Consider the following 14140-nt stretch of genomic DNA (forward strand, 5'->3'; position numbering starts at 1 on the left):
GGCGGGGCCGCCCGCTCACGCCTCGCGCAGCAGGCCGCAGAGGGCCTGGACCGCCGCCGGGAAGGCGTGGTCGGGCGGGGTGGCGTAGCCGATGACGAGGGCGGGCGGGGCGCCGGCGGGCGCCGGGCCGGTGGCGCGGTGCCAGCCCAGGCCGCCCAGGGCGAGGCCGGCCCGCTCGGCGCGGGCGAGGAGCTCGGACTCGGGGGCGGAGCCGGGCGGCAGCTGGAGGACCGCGTGCAGGCCGGCCGCGATGCCGGTGACCCGGACGTGCGGGGCGTGCTCGGCGAGCGCCGCCACCAGCTGGTCGCGCCGGCGCCGGTAGTGCAGGCGGCAGCGCCGCACGTGGCGGTCGTACGTGCCGGAGGTGATCAGCTCGGTCAGCGTCAGCTGGTCCAGCACCGGGGACATCGTGTCGGCCAGCGACTTCAGCCGGGCGACCGGCTCGACCAGCGCGTCGGGCAGCGCCAGCCAGGCCAGCCGCAGGCCCGGCGCGAGGCTCTTGGCGGTCGTCCCGGCGTACACCACCCGTTCCGGGTCCAGTGCCTGCATCGCGCCGAGCGGCTGCCGGTCGTAGCGGAACTCGCCGTCGTAGTCGTCCTCGATGACGTACCGGTCCTGCTCCCGCGCCCACCGCACCGCCTCCGCCCGCCGCTCGGCGGACAGCGCCGCGCCGGTGGGGTACTGGTGGGCCGGGGTGAGCAGGACGGCGCCGGCCCGGGCGTCGATCCGGTCGACGAGGGCGCCGTCCGCGTCCAGCGGCACCGGCACGGTGGCGAGTCCGGCGGCCCGGACGGTCGCGTGCTGCGGCGGCAGCCCGTACTCCTCGACGGCCAGCGAGCGGGCGCCGCGGTCCCGCAGGGCCGCGCAGACCAGGCCGAGGCCCTGGGTGACGCCGGTGCAGACGAGCAGGTGGTCGGGGTCGGTGCGGACGCCGCGGACCCGGGCCAGGTAGTGGGTGAGCGCCTGCCGCAGTTCGATCCGGCCGAGCGGGCTGCCGTAGTCGAGGACCTCGTGCGGCGCGGTGGCGAGGGCGCGGCGGGCGGCGGCGAGCCAGGCGGTGCGGGGGAAGAGCGACAGGTCGGGCCGCCCGGACGTCAGGTCGTGGCGGGCGCTGGGCCGCCTGGCCGGCGGCCGGGACGGCCGTACGGCGGGCGAGGGCACGGTCCGCCGGGCGACGGTGGTGCCGGAGCCCTGCCGGGAGCTGAGCCAGCCCTCCGCGGTGAGCTGGCCGTACGCCTCGACCACGGTGTTGCGGGCGATCCCGAGGTCCTCGCCGAGCGCCCGGGAGGACGGCAGCCGGGTGCCGGGGGCGAGCCGCCCGTCCTGGACGGCCTCGCGCAGCGCGTCCTCCAGGGCGGCCCGCAGCCCGGCGCCGGCGGCCCGCCGCCCGGTGAGGTCCAGGTGCAGGTCGCCGCCGAAGGTGGTCCAGGAGGTGCTCACGGCCCCATTCTCCCGTGGCGCGGAGCGGTGCCGGGGCGGGGCGCGGGGCCGTTGGCGCGGCCACCACGCTTCCTCCACACGGTGTTTCCCGGCGGTTCCCGGGCCGCTGTCGCACTCGCGCGCTACGGTGCCGCCCATGGCGAACTTTGTGCTGGTGGCGGGTGCTTGGCTGGGTTCCTGGGCGTGGGACGAGGTGGTGGCGGAGCTGCGGGGCGCCGGGCACGGGGCGTACCCGCTGACGCTCTCCGGGCTCGCGGAGAAGCGCGGCGCGCCCGCCGGGCAGCAGGCGCACGTGGCGGACGTCGTCGCCGAGGTGGAGCGGCTGGACCTGCGCGAGGTGGTGCTGGTCGGGCACAGCTACTCGGGCATCCCGGTGGGGCAGGCCGCCGAGCGGATCGGTGACCGGCTGGCCGGGCTGGTCCTGGTGGACGCCAACGTGCCGGTGCCGGGGGAGTCCTTCGCCGACCAGCTGCCGGAGCCGGCCGCGCTGCGGGCCGACCTCGCCGCGCACGGGGGCTGGTGGCCGCCGCTGCCGCCGGCCGAGTTCGCCGAACAGGGGCTGACGGTCGGGCAGATCAACCGGATCGTGGCCGGGGCGACCCCGCACCCGGGTCCGTCGCTGACCGAACCGGCTGTCCTGGAGGGCTCGTTGGCCGCGCTCCCGGCGGTGTACGTGAAGTGCCTGATGGACTGGCCGGAGCCGCCGCCGGTGGTCGCCGGGCTGGTCTCGGCCGGCCACTGGCGGCTGGTGGAGCTGGACACCGGGCACTGGCCGATGTTCTCCTGCCCGGCCGAACTCGCCCGGGTCCTGGCCGGGTCGGTCCGGATGGCTCAGAGCGACAGGTAGACCGCGCTGCCGACGCCGGCCAGGAAGCAGTAGACCGCGAACGGCGTCAGGCTGCGGGTCTCGAAGTACTTGGTGAGGAACCGCACCGAGACGTAGCCGGCCACGAAGGCGGCGACGCTGCCCGCGAGGACCGGGCCGAGCACTCCGGAGTTCTCGGGCTTGAACAGCTCGGGCACCTTCAGCGCCGAGGCGGCCAGGATGACCGGGGTGGCGAGCAGGAAGGAGAACCGGGCGGCGTCCTCGTGGTGCAGGCCGCGCAGGACGCCGGCGCTCATGGTGACGCCGGAGCGGCTGATGCCGGGGAACAGCGCGAGGATCTGGGCGGCGCCGATCCAGGGGCCCTGTCCGAAGCTCAGCCTGGTCAGTCGCTGGTCGGAGGCGATCGCCGGGTCCAGGCCCGGTTCGTCGGCGGGGGCGGCGTGCCCGCCGCGGCCGGCCCGGCGGCGCCCGGTGCCGCCGCGCTTGAGCCGCTCGGCGCCGAGCAGCACGAGTCCGTTGAGGGCGAGGAAGACCGCCGCCGGGACGGGCTTGCCGAGCGCGTTGCGCAGCGCCTTCTCCAGGGCGAGGCCGGCCACGCCGACCGGGATGGTGGAGAGGATGAGCAGCCAGGCGAGCTTCTCGTTGCGGGTCTCCACCCGGCGGTGCCGGATCGAGCCGATCAGCCCGTCGATCACCCGGACCCAGTCCTTGCGGAAGTAGACCACCAGCGCGAGGGCGGTGGCCAGGTGCAGGGCGACCAGGGCGGCGAGGTAGGAGGAGCCCTCGGCGGTCATGTCGAGGTCGTGCTGGACCTTCCCGCCGAGCAGGGCGGGCACCAGGATGCTGTGGCCGAGGCTGGAGACCGGGAAGAGTTCCGTCACGCCCTGGAGCAGGCCGACGCCTATCGCTTCCGGGTAGGTCAGGGTCGACATCGCGCACCTTCGCTCGGGGGGTCGGTGGCCGGCCGGATCCGGGGCCCCCGCGAAGCTACTACGCACATGTAGACGTTCGCCAACCCCGGCCGACCTCGCCGTCAGAAGTTCACCGACCGTACGGCTGAAGGACATTGGGGCAGAGGTGCCCGAGCAGGGCCGTCGCCGCGGCGGCCAGGACGGTGGCCGACGGGACGGCCCGGTGCGCGGCGTCGCCGAACAGGGCGACGGCGGTCACCGCGGCGGGCGTGCCCACCAGCGGCAGGGCGACGGTCATCAGGGGAAGCAGGCGACGGGGGCGGTCCGGGCGGTCCGGATGGTCCGGGCGGTCCATGGCGGGTCTCCTTCGGGCTCGACCCGCGCCACGATGCCGCCTCCCGCAGCGTCAGGTGCAAGCCCTTTTCCGCGACCGGGGCCGGGCCCGCGGAGGTCAGTCCACCGCGATCCGGCGCCACCCCGTCCCGTCCGCGGCGGCCGGCGCGGGTGAGAAGTCGTAGCGCACCAGGTCCGGCCCGAACGCCAGCAGCGAGATCGACGAGGAGCCCCAGATCCGCCCGTCGCCGAAGTCCCGCCGCTGGACCAGCGCGGCGTCCGCGTCCAGCGCCAGCCCGTCCCCGGTGACGATCGGCAGCCACCCGCCCCAGGCCGCCGCGGCGGGCGCGGCGCCGGTCGGCTCGGGCCGGGGCTCGGTGGCGAAGCGGGCCCGGAAGCGGGCGGCGCGCGCGGCCATCAGCGCGCGGATCCGCTCGGAGGCGGTCCGCCCGGCGGCCAGGCCCTCCAGCCCGTCGTTGAGCACCACGCTCAGCCCGGCCGGCAGTTCGCGCTCCTCCGGCCGCCCGCCGTCCCAGCTGGACACCCGGGCGCCGTCGGCCCGGACCAGGACGAGGTGGAACGGGTCGTACGGGCCGAGGTCGAGGTGGCCGATGCCGCCCTCCCGGACGGCGGTGAGCGGAAGCCGGCCGCGGGTGAGCCGGGCGTCGGCGGGGGCGAGCGGGCCGAAGCCGTTCAGCAGGCAGGCGGCGGTGCGCCGGCCCGGGTCGACGGCCAGCCAGGTGCCGCCGGCCGCGAGGTCCAGTCCGCCGAGCAGTTCGGGCCGGTCCGGCCAGTGGTGGTCCGGCGGCAGCCAGGCACGGCCCAGGTACTCGTCCCGCACGGACAGCAGCAGGACCGGAACCGCCGCTCCCGGCTCGATGCTGACGAACGCCGTACACACCTCGCTGCCCCCTGACCCCGTCCGCGGTCTCCTGTCCGTGATCCTCGCACGGCCGTTCGCACCCCGGAAGTGGCCCAGGAACCACGTGGCCGAACGCACCAGGACGGCAGGCCACCGCGCTCCTACGCTGGCGGCATGACGACGAACGAGACCGCCGGTACGAACGGGGCCCCGGTGCCCGCCCCCGAGCAGCGACTGGAGATGTTCAAGCTCGCACCCGAGTACTACCAGGCGATGATCGCCGTGGAGCGGGCCTCCCGGCAGGGCCTCGACCCGCGGCTCACCCACCTGGTCAAGGTGCACGCCTCGATGATCAACGGCTGCGCCTACTGCATCGACATGCACTCCACCGAGGGCCACCAGCACGGCGAGCAGGACCACCGCCTGCTCTCCCTCCCGGCCTGGCGCGAGACCCCGTGGTTCACCGCCCGCGAGCGCGCCGCCCTGGCCCTCACCGAGTCGATCACCCTGGTGACCGAGGGCCACGTGCCGGACGCCGTCTTCGCGGAGGCCGCCGCCCGGTTCGACGAGACCGAGCTGGCCCAGCTGATCGCGGTGATCGCCACGATCAACGTCTGGAACCGGCTCAGCATCTCCACCCGGATGAGCCCGGCGGCGAAGTGAGCACCGTCGACCCGATCGTCCAGCGGGAGAGGGCCCGGCTGCTGCGCGAGCTGCACCGCCCGGGCGAGCCGCTGGTCCTGGCGAACGCCTGGGACGTGCCGAGCGCCCGGCTGGTGGCCGGAGCCGGGGCGCGGGCGGTGGCGACGGCCAGCGCGAGCGTCTCCTGGTCGCTCGGCGCCGCGGACGGCGGCGGCGCCGACCGGGAGCAGGTGCTGGCCCGGACCGCCCAGGTCGTCCGGGCGGTCGGCCTGCCGGTCACCGCGGACCTGGAGAGCGGCTACGCGGCCACCGCCGCCGGGGTCGGCGAGACGGTCACCGCGCTGCTCGCCACCGGCGCCGTCGGGGTGAACCTGGAGGACGAGGGCCGCCCGCCGGCGGAGGCCGCCGAGCGGATCGCCGCCGCCCGGGCGGCGGCGGACGCGGCCGGGGTGCCGCTCTTCGTCAACGCGCGCACCGATGTCTTCCTGCGCGGGATCGGCGAGCCGGAGGGTCGCCTGGACGACGCCGTCCACCGGCTGCGGGCGTACCTGGCGGCGGGCGCGGACGGGGTGTTCGTCCCCGGGGTGTCCGACCCGGAGACCATCGCCGCCCTGGTCGAGGCCGTCCCCGCCCCGCTGAACGTGCTGGCCGGCCCGGCCGCCCCGCCGGTCGCCGAGCTGGCGAAGCTGGGGGTGGCCCGGATCAGCCTGGGCCCGGGGCTGGCCGAGGTGGCGTACGCGGCGGTCCGCCGGGCCGCCGAGGAGGTGTACGGGAGCGGCACCTACACCGCTCTCGCCGACGGGTTGGGCTACCCGGAACTCAACCGGCTGTCCGCCGGCTGAGTTCCGCGCGCCGCGGCGCCGCGGGCGGCCGGCCGTTCGGGGGTCGGTCGGCTGCCCACGGGCCGGGCACCGGATCGGGCCGGTCAGTTCAGGACGTGTCCGCTGAGCCCCGGGTGCTCCATCTGGTTGTCCCCGATCGCCTCGATCTCGTTGGCGGCCTTCCCGACCACCGGGAGCTTGCCGGCGGTCCGCAGCGCGAGGTCGGCCGGGGAGAGGGTGAGCCCGTCGGTGAGCCCGCCGGTGACGTCCGGCGAGGAGGCGGTCTGGGTGGTGGCGGAGGCCGCCGGGACGGCGAGGGCGAGGCCGGCCATGGTGAGGGCTGCCAGGGTGGCGAGTTTCTTCATGCCCTGCCGAACGACCCGGACCGCCCTCAGGTAACCGGCAGGACCCGACCGTCACCCGCGCAAGCTCGGACCTTCACCCGCGCAAGCTCAGACCGTCACCCACAGGGTGCGCAGGCTGTTGCCGGTGAACGACGCGATCGGCTCGTTCGTCCGCCCCTGCGCCAGGGCCAGCCCGGGGAAGCGGGCGAACAGGTGCCGCAGCGCCGTCTCGGCCTCCAGCCGGGCGAGCCCGGAGCCGAGGCAGAAGTGCGGGCCGTGGCCGAGCGACAGGTGCCTGGCGGGCTGCCGGGCGAGGTCGAAGCGGTCCGCGTCGGGGTAGTGCCCGCCGTCCCGTCCGGCCGCCGCGTAGGAGGCCAGCAGCGCCTCGCCGCGCCGGATCACCACGTCGCCGACGGCTATGTCCTCGACCGCGTAGCGCAGCGGGAACTGCCCAACCGGGGAGTCGTAGCGCAGCGTCTCCTCGACCACCGCCGACCACGGCTGCTCCCCGTCCAGCACCAGCCGCAGCTGCTCCGGGTGGGTGAGCAGGGCGCGGACGGCGTTGGTGATCAGGTTGAGCGTGGTCTCGTGCCCGGCGACCAGCATCAGCAGCAGGGTGCCGACCAGCTCGGCCTCGCTGAGCCGCTGCCGTTCGCCGGGCTGGCCCGCCTCGCGGACGGCGATCAGGTCACTGGTCAGGTCGTCGCCGGGCTCGGCCCGCTTGGCGGCCACCACCGAGGCCAGCAGCTCGTTCAGGGCCCGCTGTGCGGCCAGCGCCTCGGCCGGGGTGGCCGCGCTGGAGACCAGGGTGTCGGACAGTTCGTGCAGCTCGTCCTGCTGCTCCACGGCCAGGCCGAGCAGCTCGCCGATCACCTGCATCGGCAGCGGGTAGGCGAAGTGCCGGCGCAGGTCGAACTCGCCCTCCAGCGTGGCGATCCCGTCCAGCAGCGCGATCGTCCGGGCCTCGACCGCGGGCGCCAGCGCGGCGATCCGGCGCGGGGTGAAGGCCTGCGAGACCAGTCCGCGCAGCCGCCGGTGGTCCTCGCCGTCGGCGGTGATCATGCCGGGGACGGTCACGAAGCTGAGCAGCGGCCAGCCCTCCGGCAGCCGTCCCTCCCGGAAGGCGTTCCAGAGCCGGGCGTCCTTGCCGACCCGGGGGTCGGCCAGCAGCGACTGGAGGGTGTCGTGGTGGGTCACCGCCCAGACCACCACCCCGCCAGGGAGCTCCACCAGGACCGCGGGGCCGGCCGCCCGGAGCCGGGCGTTCTCGCCGTGCTGGTCGCGGCCGAAGGGGTCGAGTCTGATGGGTTCGGCGCGGTTTCCGGAGCCGGTGGCGGTGTCCATGCGGGCCTCTCGGGGGCTGGCGGGCGGGGCGGGGTGAACGCGCTGTAGAGCACCGGAAGGGCGGTCAGGGCCCGCGCCCACGGCGATTGCCGCCAGGTCAACTCACTGGCAGGCACGGCGAGTTGAAGGTCGGGAAGGCGGTGGAGCAGGGTCTCGACGGCGGTCTCGACGATGATCCGGGCGGGGTGCTGGGCCGGGCAGACGTGCTTGCCGGCGCCCCAGGCGAGGTGCGCCCGGTTGCCGCCGAGCGAGCCCTGCGCGGCGGCCGAGACGCCCTGCGCGGCCGGGTCGGCGTTGGCCGCGGCCAGGCCGAGGACGAGCAGGTCGCCCCGGCTGATGTACTGGCCGCCGAGCACGGTGTCGCCGGTGGCCCAGCGGCCGGGGAAGTTCTGCGTCGGCGGATCGCGCCAGAGCACCTCCTCCAGCGCGTCGGCCACGGTCAGCCGCCCGCCGGTGAGGGTGGCCCGGAAGCGGCGGTCGGTGAGCAGCAGCCGCAGCGTGTTGCCGGTCCAGCCGATGGTGGTCTCGTTCCCGGCGACCATCATCACCACCAGCTGGTGCACCGCCTCCTCGTCGGTCAGCGCGGCCGGGTGGGCCAGCAGCCAGGAGGTGAGGTCGGCGCTGGGCTCGGCCCGGCGGCGCCGCACCAGGTCGACCACGATCGCGTGGAACTCCTCGTTGGCGCGCACCGACTCGGCGCCGCTGTCGGAGATGTCGTTGATCAGCCGGATCAGGTACGGGCCGGCGTCGGCGGACAGGCCGAGCAGCTGGGTGAAGACCAGCAGCGGCAGCCGCTCCGCGTACTGGGCGACCAGGTCGGCGGTGCCGTCCGGGCCCCAGCCGTCGATCAGCCCGTTCGCCGCGGCCTCGGTGGTCCCGCGCAGCTGGCGGTGGTCGATCCGGGCGAGGGTGTCCGACACGGCGGCGCGCAGCCGCTGGTGCTCGGCGCCGTCCAGGTTGAGCAGGGTGGGCCGCCAGGAGGTCATCGGCAGCAGCCGGGAGTCGGCGGCCAGTCGGCCCTCGGCGGGCACCCGCCAGCGGCGCGAGTCCTTGGAGAACAGCGCCTCGTTGCGGGTGAGTTCGAGCAGCTCGCCGTAGCCGAGGACGAGCCAGGCCTCGACCCCGGGCTCCAGCTCGATCGGCGCGACCGGTCCGTAGCGCTCGCGCAGCCGGGCGTACAGGCCGTGCGGGTCCTCGGCGAGGGCCGGGCCGTACAGCGGGGTCAGCGGCACGCCGACGGGCAGCCCGCCGGGCAGGCCGCCGCCGTGGGCGACGGGGCACCCGGACGCGCCGGGGGCACCGGGGGCGCCGGGTGCGCCGGGGGGTTCGGGGGCGGTCATCCCTGGAGCTCCAGGATCGAGCTGCGGTGCAGGTGGTCCACGAAGTCGATCAGCAGGTCGTACGACTGCCGGCGGTCCCGGGCGTCGCAGAACAGGATCGGCACCTCCGGTAGCAGGTCCAGCGCCGACCGCAGCTCCTCCTCCGGGTAACTCGGTGTGTCCGGGAAGGTGTTGACGGCCACCGCGAACGGGATGCGCTGCTCCTCCAGCCGGCCGAGCACGTCGAAGCTCTCGTCCGGGCGGCGCAGGTCGACCATGGCGATGGCGCCGAGCGCACCGCGCGACAGGTCGTCCCACAGCGGCCAGAACCGCTGCTGTCCGGGCGTGCCGAACAGGTACAGCGCGAGCCGGGAGTTGAGCGTGATCCGGCCGAAGTCCAGGGCCACCGTGGTGGTCGTCTTGCCGGGGCGCCCGGTGAGGTCGTCGACGCCGCTGCTGGCGGCGGTCATGGTCTCCTCGGTGCGCAGCGGGGTGATCTCGCTGAGCGAGCCGACCAGGGTGGTCTTGCCCACCCCGAACGGACCGGTGACCAGGATCTTGACGGCGCCCTGCACCGAGGAGGGCAGGTACTGCGGTCCCTCGGCGGACCCGGAGGCCCCGGGGACGGCTTCAGCGGAGTTGGCGGAGGCCAACGAGCACCTCTTCCAGGAGGGTTGCGGGCAGGCGTTCGGCCTGCGGAACGGGCGGGAGCACCTGCACGGCGCCGAGGTCCCACAGGTCCCCGACCAGCACCTTGACCACGCCGAGCGGCAACCCCAGGTGGGCCGCCACCTCGGCGATGGACAGCAGACTGTGACAGAGGCCGAGGATGCGCCGGTGCTCCCGGTTCAGCAGCGGGTGCTCGGGCAGCTCCACGGGCCCGGGTAACGCGCTGACCAGGCTCTCGACGGCCAGTTCGGCCCGGGTGGGGCGGCTGCGCCCACCGGTGATGACGTACGGCCGGACCGGGCCGCTCACCGGTGGCCCCCCGACGCGTGGTCGACGCGCGGCGGGCTGGTGAGGTGGGTGCCGATCCGCTCGACCAGGACCTGCATCTGGTACGCGACCAGGCCCGCGTCCACCGCCTCGCCGGCCACCACGGCCAGGTGCGCGCCGGCCCCGGCCGCGACCACGAAGAGGTAGCCGCCGCCGTACTCGATGATGATCTGGCGGGTGGCGCTGCCCTGCCCGCCGAAGCCCGCCGCGACGCCGCGGGCCAGCGACTGGAGCCCGGAGCAGGCGGCGGCCAGCCGTTCGGCGTCCTCGCGCGCGATGTCCCCGCTGCGGCCGATCTCCAGGCCGTCGTTGGAGACGACGACGGCGTGCTGGACCTGCGGGACGGCGATGATGTCGGCGAGCAGCCAGCCGAGATCAGGGGTGGTGGTCATGGAAATCTCCGGAGCGCTGGGGAAGTCGGGGGAAGCGGGGAACGGTCAGTGGTGGCCGGGCGGGATCTGGGTCCGGGCGGCCGATCGACCGCTGGCGGTGCCGGCCTGGAACATCGCCATGAACGCCTGCGCGTCCCGGGCCGAGCGGTAGGGCGGCTCGGGCGGCGGCTGGGGAGCGGCGTGCTGGGCGGCGCGGCCGGTACGGTCCCGCCGGTGGCTGCGGCGGGGCAGTGGCGGCGGGGTGTCGCCGGGGGCGGCGGACCGGCCGGGCGGCGGGGTCTCCAGCAGGGGATGGTCGGCGGGAGAGGCCGGCCGGGGGTCGGGGCTGAACGCCCGGTCGTCCGGCCCGAGGCCGGGGACGGTGGGCGGCAGCGGTTCGGTGAGCAGCGCGTTCGGCAGCAGCAGGACCACCCGCACACCGCCGTACGGCGAGGGCGCCGAGCTGAGCGTGACCCGGAATCCGTACTGCTCGGCGAGCCGGCCGACCGCGGCCAGGCCCAACTGCGGCACCTCGCCCAGCCGGGAGACCTCCAGGGTGCTGCCCCCGGCCAGCGCGGCGGCGGCCTTGGCGACGGCCTGTTCCGGCATGCCGACGCCGCCGTCGTCGATCTCGATGACGGCGCCGTTGTGCACCGGCATCAGGGTGACGAACACCTGGGTGCTGGGCGGGGAGTAGCGGGTGGCGTTGTCCAGCAGCTCGGCGATCGCGTGGATCAGCGCCTCGGCCGCGGCACCGACCACCGCGGTCTCGATCCGGCTGCGCACCACCACGCGCTGGAACGGCAGGATGCGCGACTGGGCGCCGCGGACCACGTCCTCCAGGGAGACGGGTTCCGGCCAGTGCCGGCCGGCCCGCGCGCCGCACAGCACGGCCAGGGTCTGGGCCAGCCGGGCCTGTTGGGCGGCCGCGTGGTCGGCCTTGAGCAGGCCCTCCAGCAGTGTCGGGTCGTCGTGGGTGCGCTCCATCTCGTCCAGCAGCGCCTGCTGGTCGTGGGCCATCACCAGGATGCGGCGGGCGACGCTGAGGAAGGCCCGCTGGGTGGAGGCGGTGTGCTCGTGCTCCTGCTGGACGGCGGCGAGGTCGGCGCCGCGGCGGGCGAGTTCGGTGGCCAGACGATCCTGGAGGGTGGCGAGTTCGCGCTGCAGCCGGTCGGCGCGGCCGCGCTGGGTGACGGACACGGCGCGGTACCGCGCGGCGGCCACGAGGGCGAGGACGGCGAGCACGCCGGTTGCCGTTACGGACCACTGAGTCATCGTCACGCCGCGAATTCTAGGGTGATGATCCTACGAAGGTGTGAACGGATCTCGCCAAGTGACCGGATCTCGTCAATATCGAGTCAATTCGGCGCCAATCGGCACTCGTTCGTCCCCGATCCCCCCGCCTGACGAGGCATCGAACCGATCCGACCGGCCCGGGCGGCAAGCGTCGGAATCGAGCCGGTTGGCCGGATCGCGTCCCGGGATGTGTGGGGTTCGTGCGCACGGTGTTCTCAAGGGGCGTCGTCCGGTGCGGGAGGTGCCCGCACCGGGTTCGCACCCGACCCTGCGCACGCCCCTTCCGGCGTCCTCTGCGCGCGCCCTTTCCCGCGTCCCCCTCCCGCGTCCCCTGCGCGCGTCCCGCCGGGCCCCGCTACGCGGGCCAGGTGCGCAGACCGGTGGTGAGGGTGGCGATGAGGCGGTCGTGGGTGGTCCTGAGGTCCTCGGTGAGCTGGAAGGCACCGGCGGTGGCGAGCGAGGCGAAGCCGTGGGCGACGGAGCGGACGGTGCGGGCGGCGTGGATCGCCTCGGCGCCGTCGAGGCCGTACTCCCGCAGGACGGCGATGATCACGCCGACCAGCCGGCCGGCCGCCCGGGTCAGGTCGTCGTCGGGCTGCGGGGCCTGGGGGAGCGCGTGGTAGCGGTGCGGGTACTCGGTGGCGTACGCGTGGTAGGCGCGCAGGAGGGCGGCCACGGCGTCGTCCCCGCTGCGGCCGACCGCCGCCTCGGCCAGCCGGTCGGCCAGTTCCCCGGTGACCCGGACGGCGATCAGCCGCCGCAGTTCGGCGAGGCCGCCGCTGACGTGCTTGTACAGCGAGGGAGTGGCGACGCCGGCCCGGGCGGCGACCGAGGCCAGGGTGAGGGCCTCGATGCCCTGGTCGTCGATGAGGGCGAGGGCGTGGTCGACGACCTGGTCGGGGGTCAGTCCTACGCGGGGCATGGGTTCGGGTCCTTCGTACGGAGGGCGGGGGAAGTGCGGGCGGCGGGCCGGGCTCAGCCGAGCTCGGCGAGGAACGGCAGCAGGGCGTCCGCGGTGGCCGCCGGGTTGTCGGCCATCGGGTAGTGCCCGGAGCCCTCGATCATCACCTTCCGCGCGCCGCCCAGGGCGGCGGCCTGCCGGTCGGCGACCAGTTCCGGCTTCGGGAAGTCGGGGTCCGCGCCGCCCATGACCACCAGCGCCGGGCAGCGCACGGCGGCCGTCCAGCCGACCGGCGTCGAGTCGCCCCGGACGTACCCGCGGGTGGCGGTCTTCCGGCCGGGGGTGCGCAGCGCGGCGACCAGCCCGGCCACGTACGCGTCGAAGTCGGCGGGCTTGGCGCCGGGGAAGGCCATCCGGCGCAGGTAGAAGCCCCAGGCGGCCGGCCAGTGGACGAAGGCGGCGCCCAGCAGGCCCATGGCGCCGCGCATCAGGGCGCCCGGCGGCGGGTTCTCGATGAAGGCGTCGATCAGCACGATGCCGGCGACCCGCTCGGGCGCGTCCCCGGCGGCCTTGACGACCGTCGCCCCGGTGTACGAGTTCCCCGCGAGGACGGCGCGCTCGATGCCGAGGTGGTCGAGCAGGGCGAGGACGTCGCCGGCCAGGGCGGCCGGACCGTAGTCGTCCCAGACCAGGGAGGACTCGCCGAAGCCCCGGAGGTCCATGGTGATCACCCGGTGGCCGGCGGCGACGAGCAGCGGGCGCAGGTGCCGGTACGTGGCCCGGCTGTCGAGCATGCCCGGGAGCAGGACGACGGGGGTGCCGTCGCCCTGCCGGGTGTCGTCGAAGGAGATCCGGCCGCCGGGAACGGTCAGGTACTGGGTGCTCGGCGTGATGGTGCCGTTCATGGGGGGTCCTCCTCGGGCCGCCGGTGCGGATCGTCGGCGGTGCTGCCGATAGCCATAAAGCTAAGGCTAATAGCCTTAGCCGTCAAGCCGCCGTGCGGCCGCGCTGTCGTCCTGCCCACGCCGTCGTCCTGCCCGTGCCGCCGCACTTCCGTGCCGTCCGGCCCCGAGGGGGTGTCAGGCCCCGTCCACCTTGAACGGGTCGTGCTCGCTGAGCAGCTTCTCCAGCCTGGCCTGGTCGACCCGGGTGACCATCTCGTTGGACTCCTGGCGGTCCCGGATCACCTTCGCCAGCGTGAACGCGGAGGTGACGGTGTAGAGGAGGCCGAGCCCGAGGAACGCCCTGCTCCACGCGCCGACCGGCAGGCAGGCGATCCCGATGGCGAGGGCGGTGCCCGCCAGGGCGAAGGAGAGGACGGCCTGGATGTGGTAGGCGGCCGTGGTGCGGGTCTGCATCGGTGCGCTCATGGCGCCAGGATGTGGCCGCCGGGGCGGGTCGCACATGAGTAGGGGTACTCAGTTGGGCCTGTGCATGAGGGGTCGTTCGTTGACGCTCGATCACCAGGGCCTAAGCTGCTCCAAACGGATGGCTTGGAATCAGGGCCTCCTAGGATTAACGTTTGATAACGCAGCGCGGTCGTCAACGCCGTAACCAGACGGCACCGTGCGCCGTCGCCTAATCCCGCCGGCCGGCCTCCGGGCAGGCCAGGGAGCCGGGGAACCACGTTCCTTGGGGTGAATCGGCGGGGCTCCGGCCCGGCCGTAGGAGACCTTCCTGCTCCGAACCCGTCAGCTAACCCGGTAGGCGCGAAGGAAGGAAAGGAGCGCGCCC

At 75.1% G+C, this 14140-nt stretch carries 17 protein-coding genes and 1 riboswitch; of the genes, 3 read left to right on the forward strand and 14 right to left on the reverse strand.

Annotation, left to right across the window (positions count from 1 at the left end):
- Positions 1–15: 15 nt before the first annotated feature.
- Positions 16–1440, reverse strand: a complete 1425-nt coding sequence (locus ACFRAR_RS03165; RefSeq protein ID WP_380694153.1) for a PLP-dependent aminotransferase family protein — start codon at positions 1438–1440, stop codon at positions 16–18.
- Between the two features lie 136 nt (positions 1441–1576).
- On the opposite strand from ACFRAR_RS03165, the gene ACFRAR_RS03170 reads away from it, so the two are divergent.
- Complete coding sequence (locus tag ACFRAR_RS03170) at positions 1577–2287, forward strand: alpha/beta fold hydrolase (protein ID WP_380694155.1); 711 nt, start codon at positions 1577–1579, stop codon at positions 2285–2287.
- On the opposite strand, the gene ACFRAR_RS03175 is transcribed toward ACFRAR_RS03170, so the two are convergent.
- The 3 genes from ACFRAR_RS03175 to ACFRAR_RS03185 all read right to left on the reverse strand — a co-directional run bounded on the left by ACFRAR_RS03175 (position 2272) and on the right by ACFRAR_RS03185 (position 4411).
- Positions 2272–3198: an undecaprenyl-diphosphate phosphatase gene (locus ACFRAR_RS03175; RefSeq protein ID WP_380694157.1), complete on the reverse strand. Its 927-nt coding sequence runs from the start codon at positions 3196–3198 to the stop codon at positions 2272–2274. The two genes, ACFRAR_RS03170 and ACFRAR_RS03175, sit on opposite strands and share 16 nt — an antisense overlap.
- A 109-nt stretch (positions 3199–3307) precedes the next feature.
- Positions 3308–3532, reverse strand: a complete 225-nt coding sequence (locus tag ACFRAR_RS03180; RefSeq protein WP_380694160.1) for a hypothetical protein — start codon at positions 3530–3532, stop codon at positions 3308–3310.
- Positions 3533–3628: 96 nt separating this feature from the next.
- Positions 3629–4411, reverse strand: a complete 783-nt coding sequence (locus ACFRAR_RS03185; protein ID WP_380694163.1) for an NRDE family protein — start codon at positions 4409–4411, stop codon at positions 3629–3631.
- A gap of 135 nt (positions 4412–4546) precedes the next feature.
- Between ACFRAR_RS03185 and ACFRAR_RS03190 the strand changes: the two genes are divergently transcribed.
- Positions 4547–5035, forward strand: coding sequence for a carboxymuconolactone decarboxylase family protein (locus ACFRAR_RS03190; protein ID WP_380694166.1), 489 nt, complete (start codon positions 4547–4549; stop codon positions 5033–5035).
- The gene (locus tag ACFRAR_RS03195) at positions 5032–5856 is read left to right on the forward strand and encodes an isocitrate lyase/phosphoenolpyruvate mutase family protein (RefSeq protein ID WP_380694168.1); all 825 of its coding nucleotides are present in this window, start codon (positions 5032–5034) and stop codon (positions 5854–5856) included. The genes ACFRAR_RS03190 and ACFRAR_RS03195 overlap by 4 nt, the downstream gene beginning before the upstream one ends.
- Before the next feature lie 83 nt (positions 5857–5939).
- Here the strand turns inward: ACFRAR_RS03195 and ACFRAR_RS03200 are convergent, their stop codons facing one another.
- The 10 genes from ACFRAR_RS03200 to ACFRAR_RS03245 all read right to left on the reverse strand — a co-directional run bounded on the left by ACFRAR_RS03200 (position 5940) and on the right by ACFRAR_RS03245 (position 13776).
- Positions 5940–6200, reverse strand: a complete 261-nt coding sequence (locus ACFRAR_RS03200; protein ID WP_380694170.1) for a hypothetical protein — start codon at positions 6198–6200, stop codon at positions 5940–5942.
- A gap of 87 nt (positions 6201–6287) precedes the next feature.
- A complete protein-coding gene (locus tag ACFRAR_RS03205; RefSeq protein ID WP_380694172.1) occupies positions 6288–7376 on the reverse strand; it encodes a cytochrome P450 in 1089 nt (362 codons plus the stop codon).
- On the reverse strand, positions 7373–8863 hold the full coding sequence (locus ACFRAR_RS03210; protein WP_380694174.1) for a cytochrome P450: 1491 nt from the start codon (positions 8861–8863) through the stop codon (positions 7373–7375). Before ACFRAR_RS03210 ends, ACFRAR_RS03205 begins: the two co-directional genes overlap by 4 nt.
- Positions 8860–9495, reverse strand: coding sequence for an ATP/GTP-binding protein (locus ACFRAR_RS03215; RefSeq protein ID WP_380694177.1), 636 nt, complete (start codon positions 9493–9495; stop codon positions 8860–8862). Before ACFRAR_RS03215 ends, ACFRAR_RS03210 begins: the two co-directional genes overlap by 4 nt.
- Positions 9473–9820, reverse strand: a complete 348-nt coding sequence (locus ACFRAR_RS03220; RefSeq protein ID WP_380694179.1) for a DUF742 domain-containing protein — start codon at positions 9818–9820, stop codon at positions 9473–9475. Before ACFRAR_RS03220 ends, ACFRAR_RS03215 begins: the two co-directional genes overlap by 23 nt.
- The gene (locus tag ACFRAR_RS03225) at positions 9817–10230 is read right to left on the reverse strand and encodes a roadblock/LC7 domain-containing protein (RefSeq protein WP_380694181.1); all 414 of its coding nucleotides are present in this window, start codon (positions 10228–10230) and stop codon (positions 9817–9819) included. Before ACFRAR_RS03225 ends, ACFRAR_RS03220 begins: the two co-directional genes overlap by 4 nt.
- Before the next feature lie 45 nt (positions 10231–10275).
- Positions 10276–11484 carry a sensor histidine kinase gene (locus ACFRAR_RS03230; protein WP_380694230.1) on the reverse strand — a complete coding sequence of 403 codons (1209 nt, stop codon included), beginning with the start codon at positions 11482–11484 and terminating at the stop codon, positions 10276–10278.
- Positions 11485–11860: 376 nt separating this feature from the next.
- A complete protein-coding gene (locus tag ACFRAR_RS03235) occupies positions 11861–12427 on the reverse strand; it encodes a TetR/AcrR family transcriptional regulator (protein WP_380694183.1) in 567 nt (188 codons plus the stop codon).
- Positions 12428–12480: 53 nt separating this feature from the next.
- Entirely contained in the window at positions 12481–13311 is an 831-nt protein-coding gene (locus ACFRAR_RS03240; protein WP_380694185.1) for an alpha/beta fold hydrolase, read from the reverse strand.
- A gap of 174 nt (positions 13312–13485) precedes the next feature.
- A complete protein-coding gene (locus ACFRAR_RS03245) occupies positions 13486–13776 on the reverse strand; it encodes a YiaA/YiaB family inner membrane protein (RefSeq protein WP_380694187.1) in 291 nt (96 codons plus the stop codon).
- A gap of 195 nt (positions 13777–13971) precedes the next feature.
- Positions 13972–14130: riboswitch (cyclic di-AMP (ydaO/yuaA leader) on the forward strand.
- The last annotated feature ends 10 nt before the right edge of the window (positions 14131–14140 follow it).

The organism is Kitasatospora sp. NPDC056651 (assembly GCF_042792155.1).
GTDB lineage: Bacteria > Actinomycetota > Actinomycetes > Streptomycetales > Streptomycetaceae > Kitasatospora.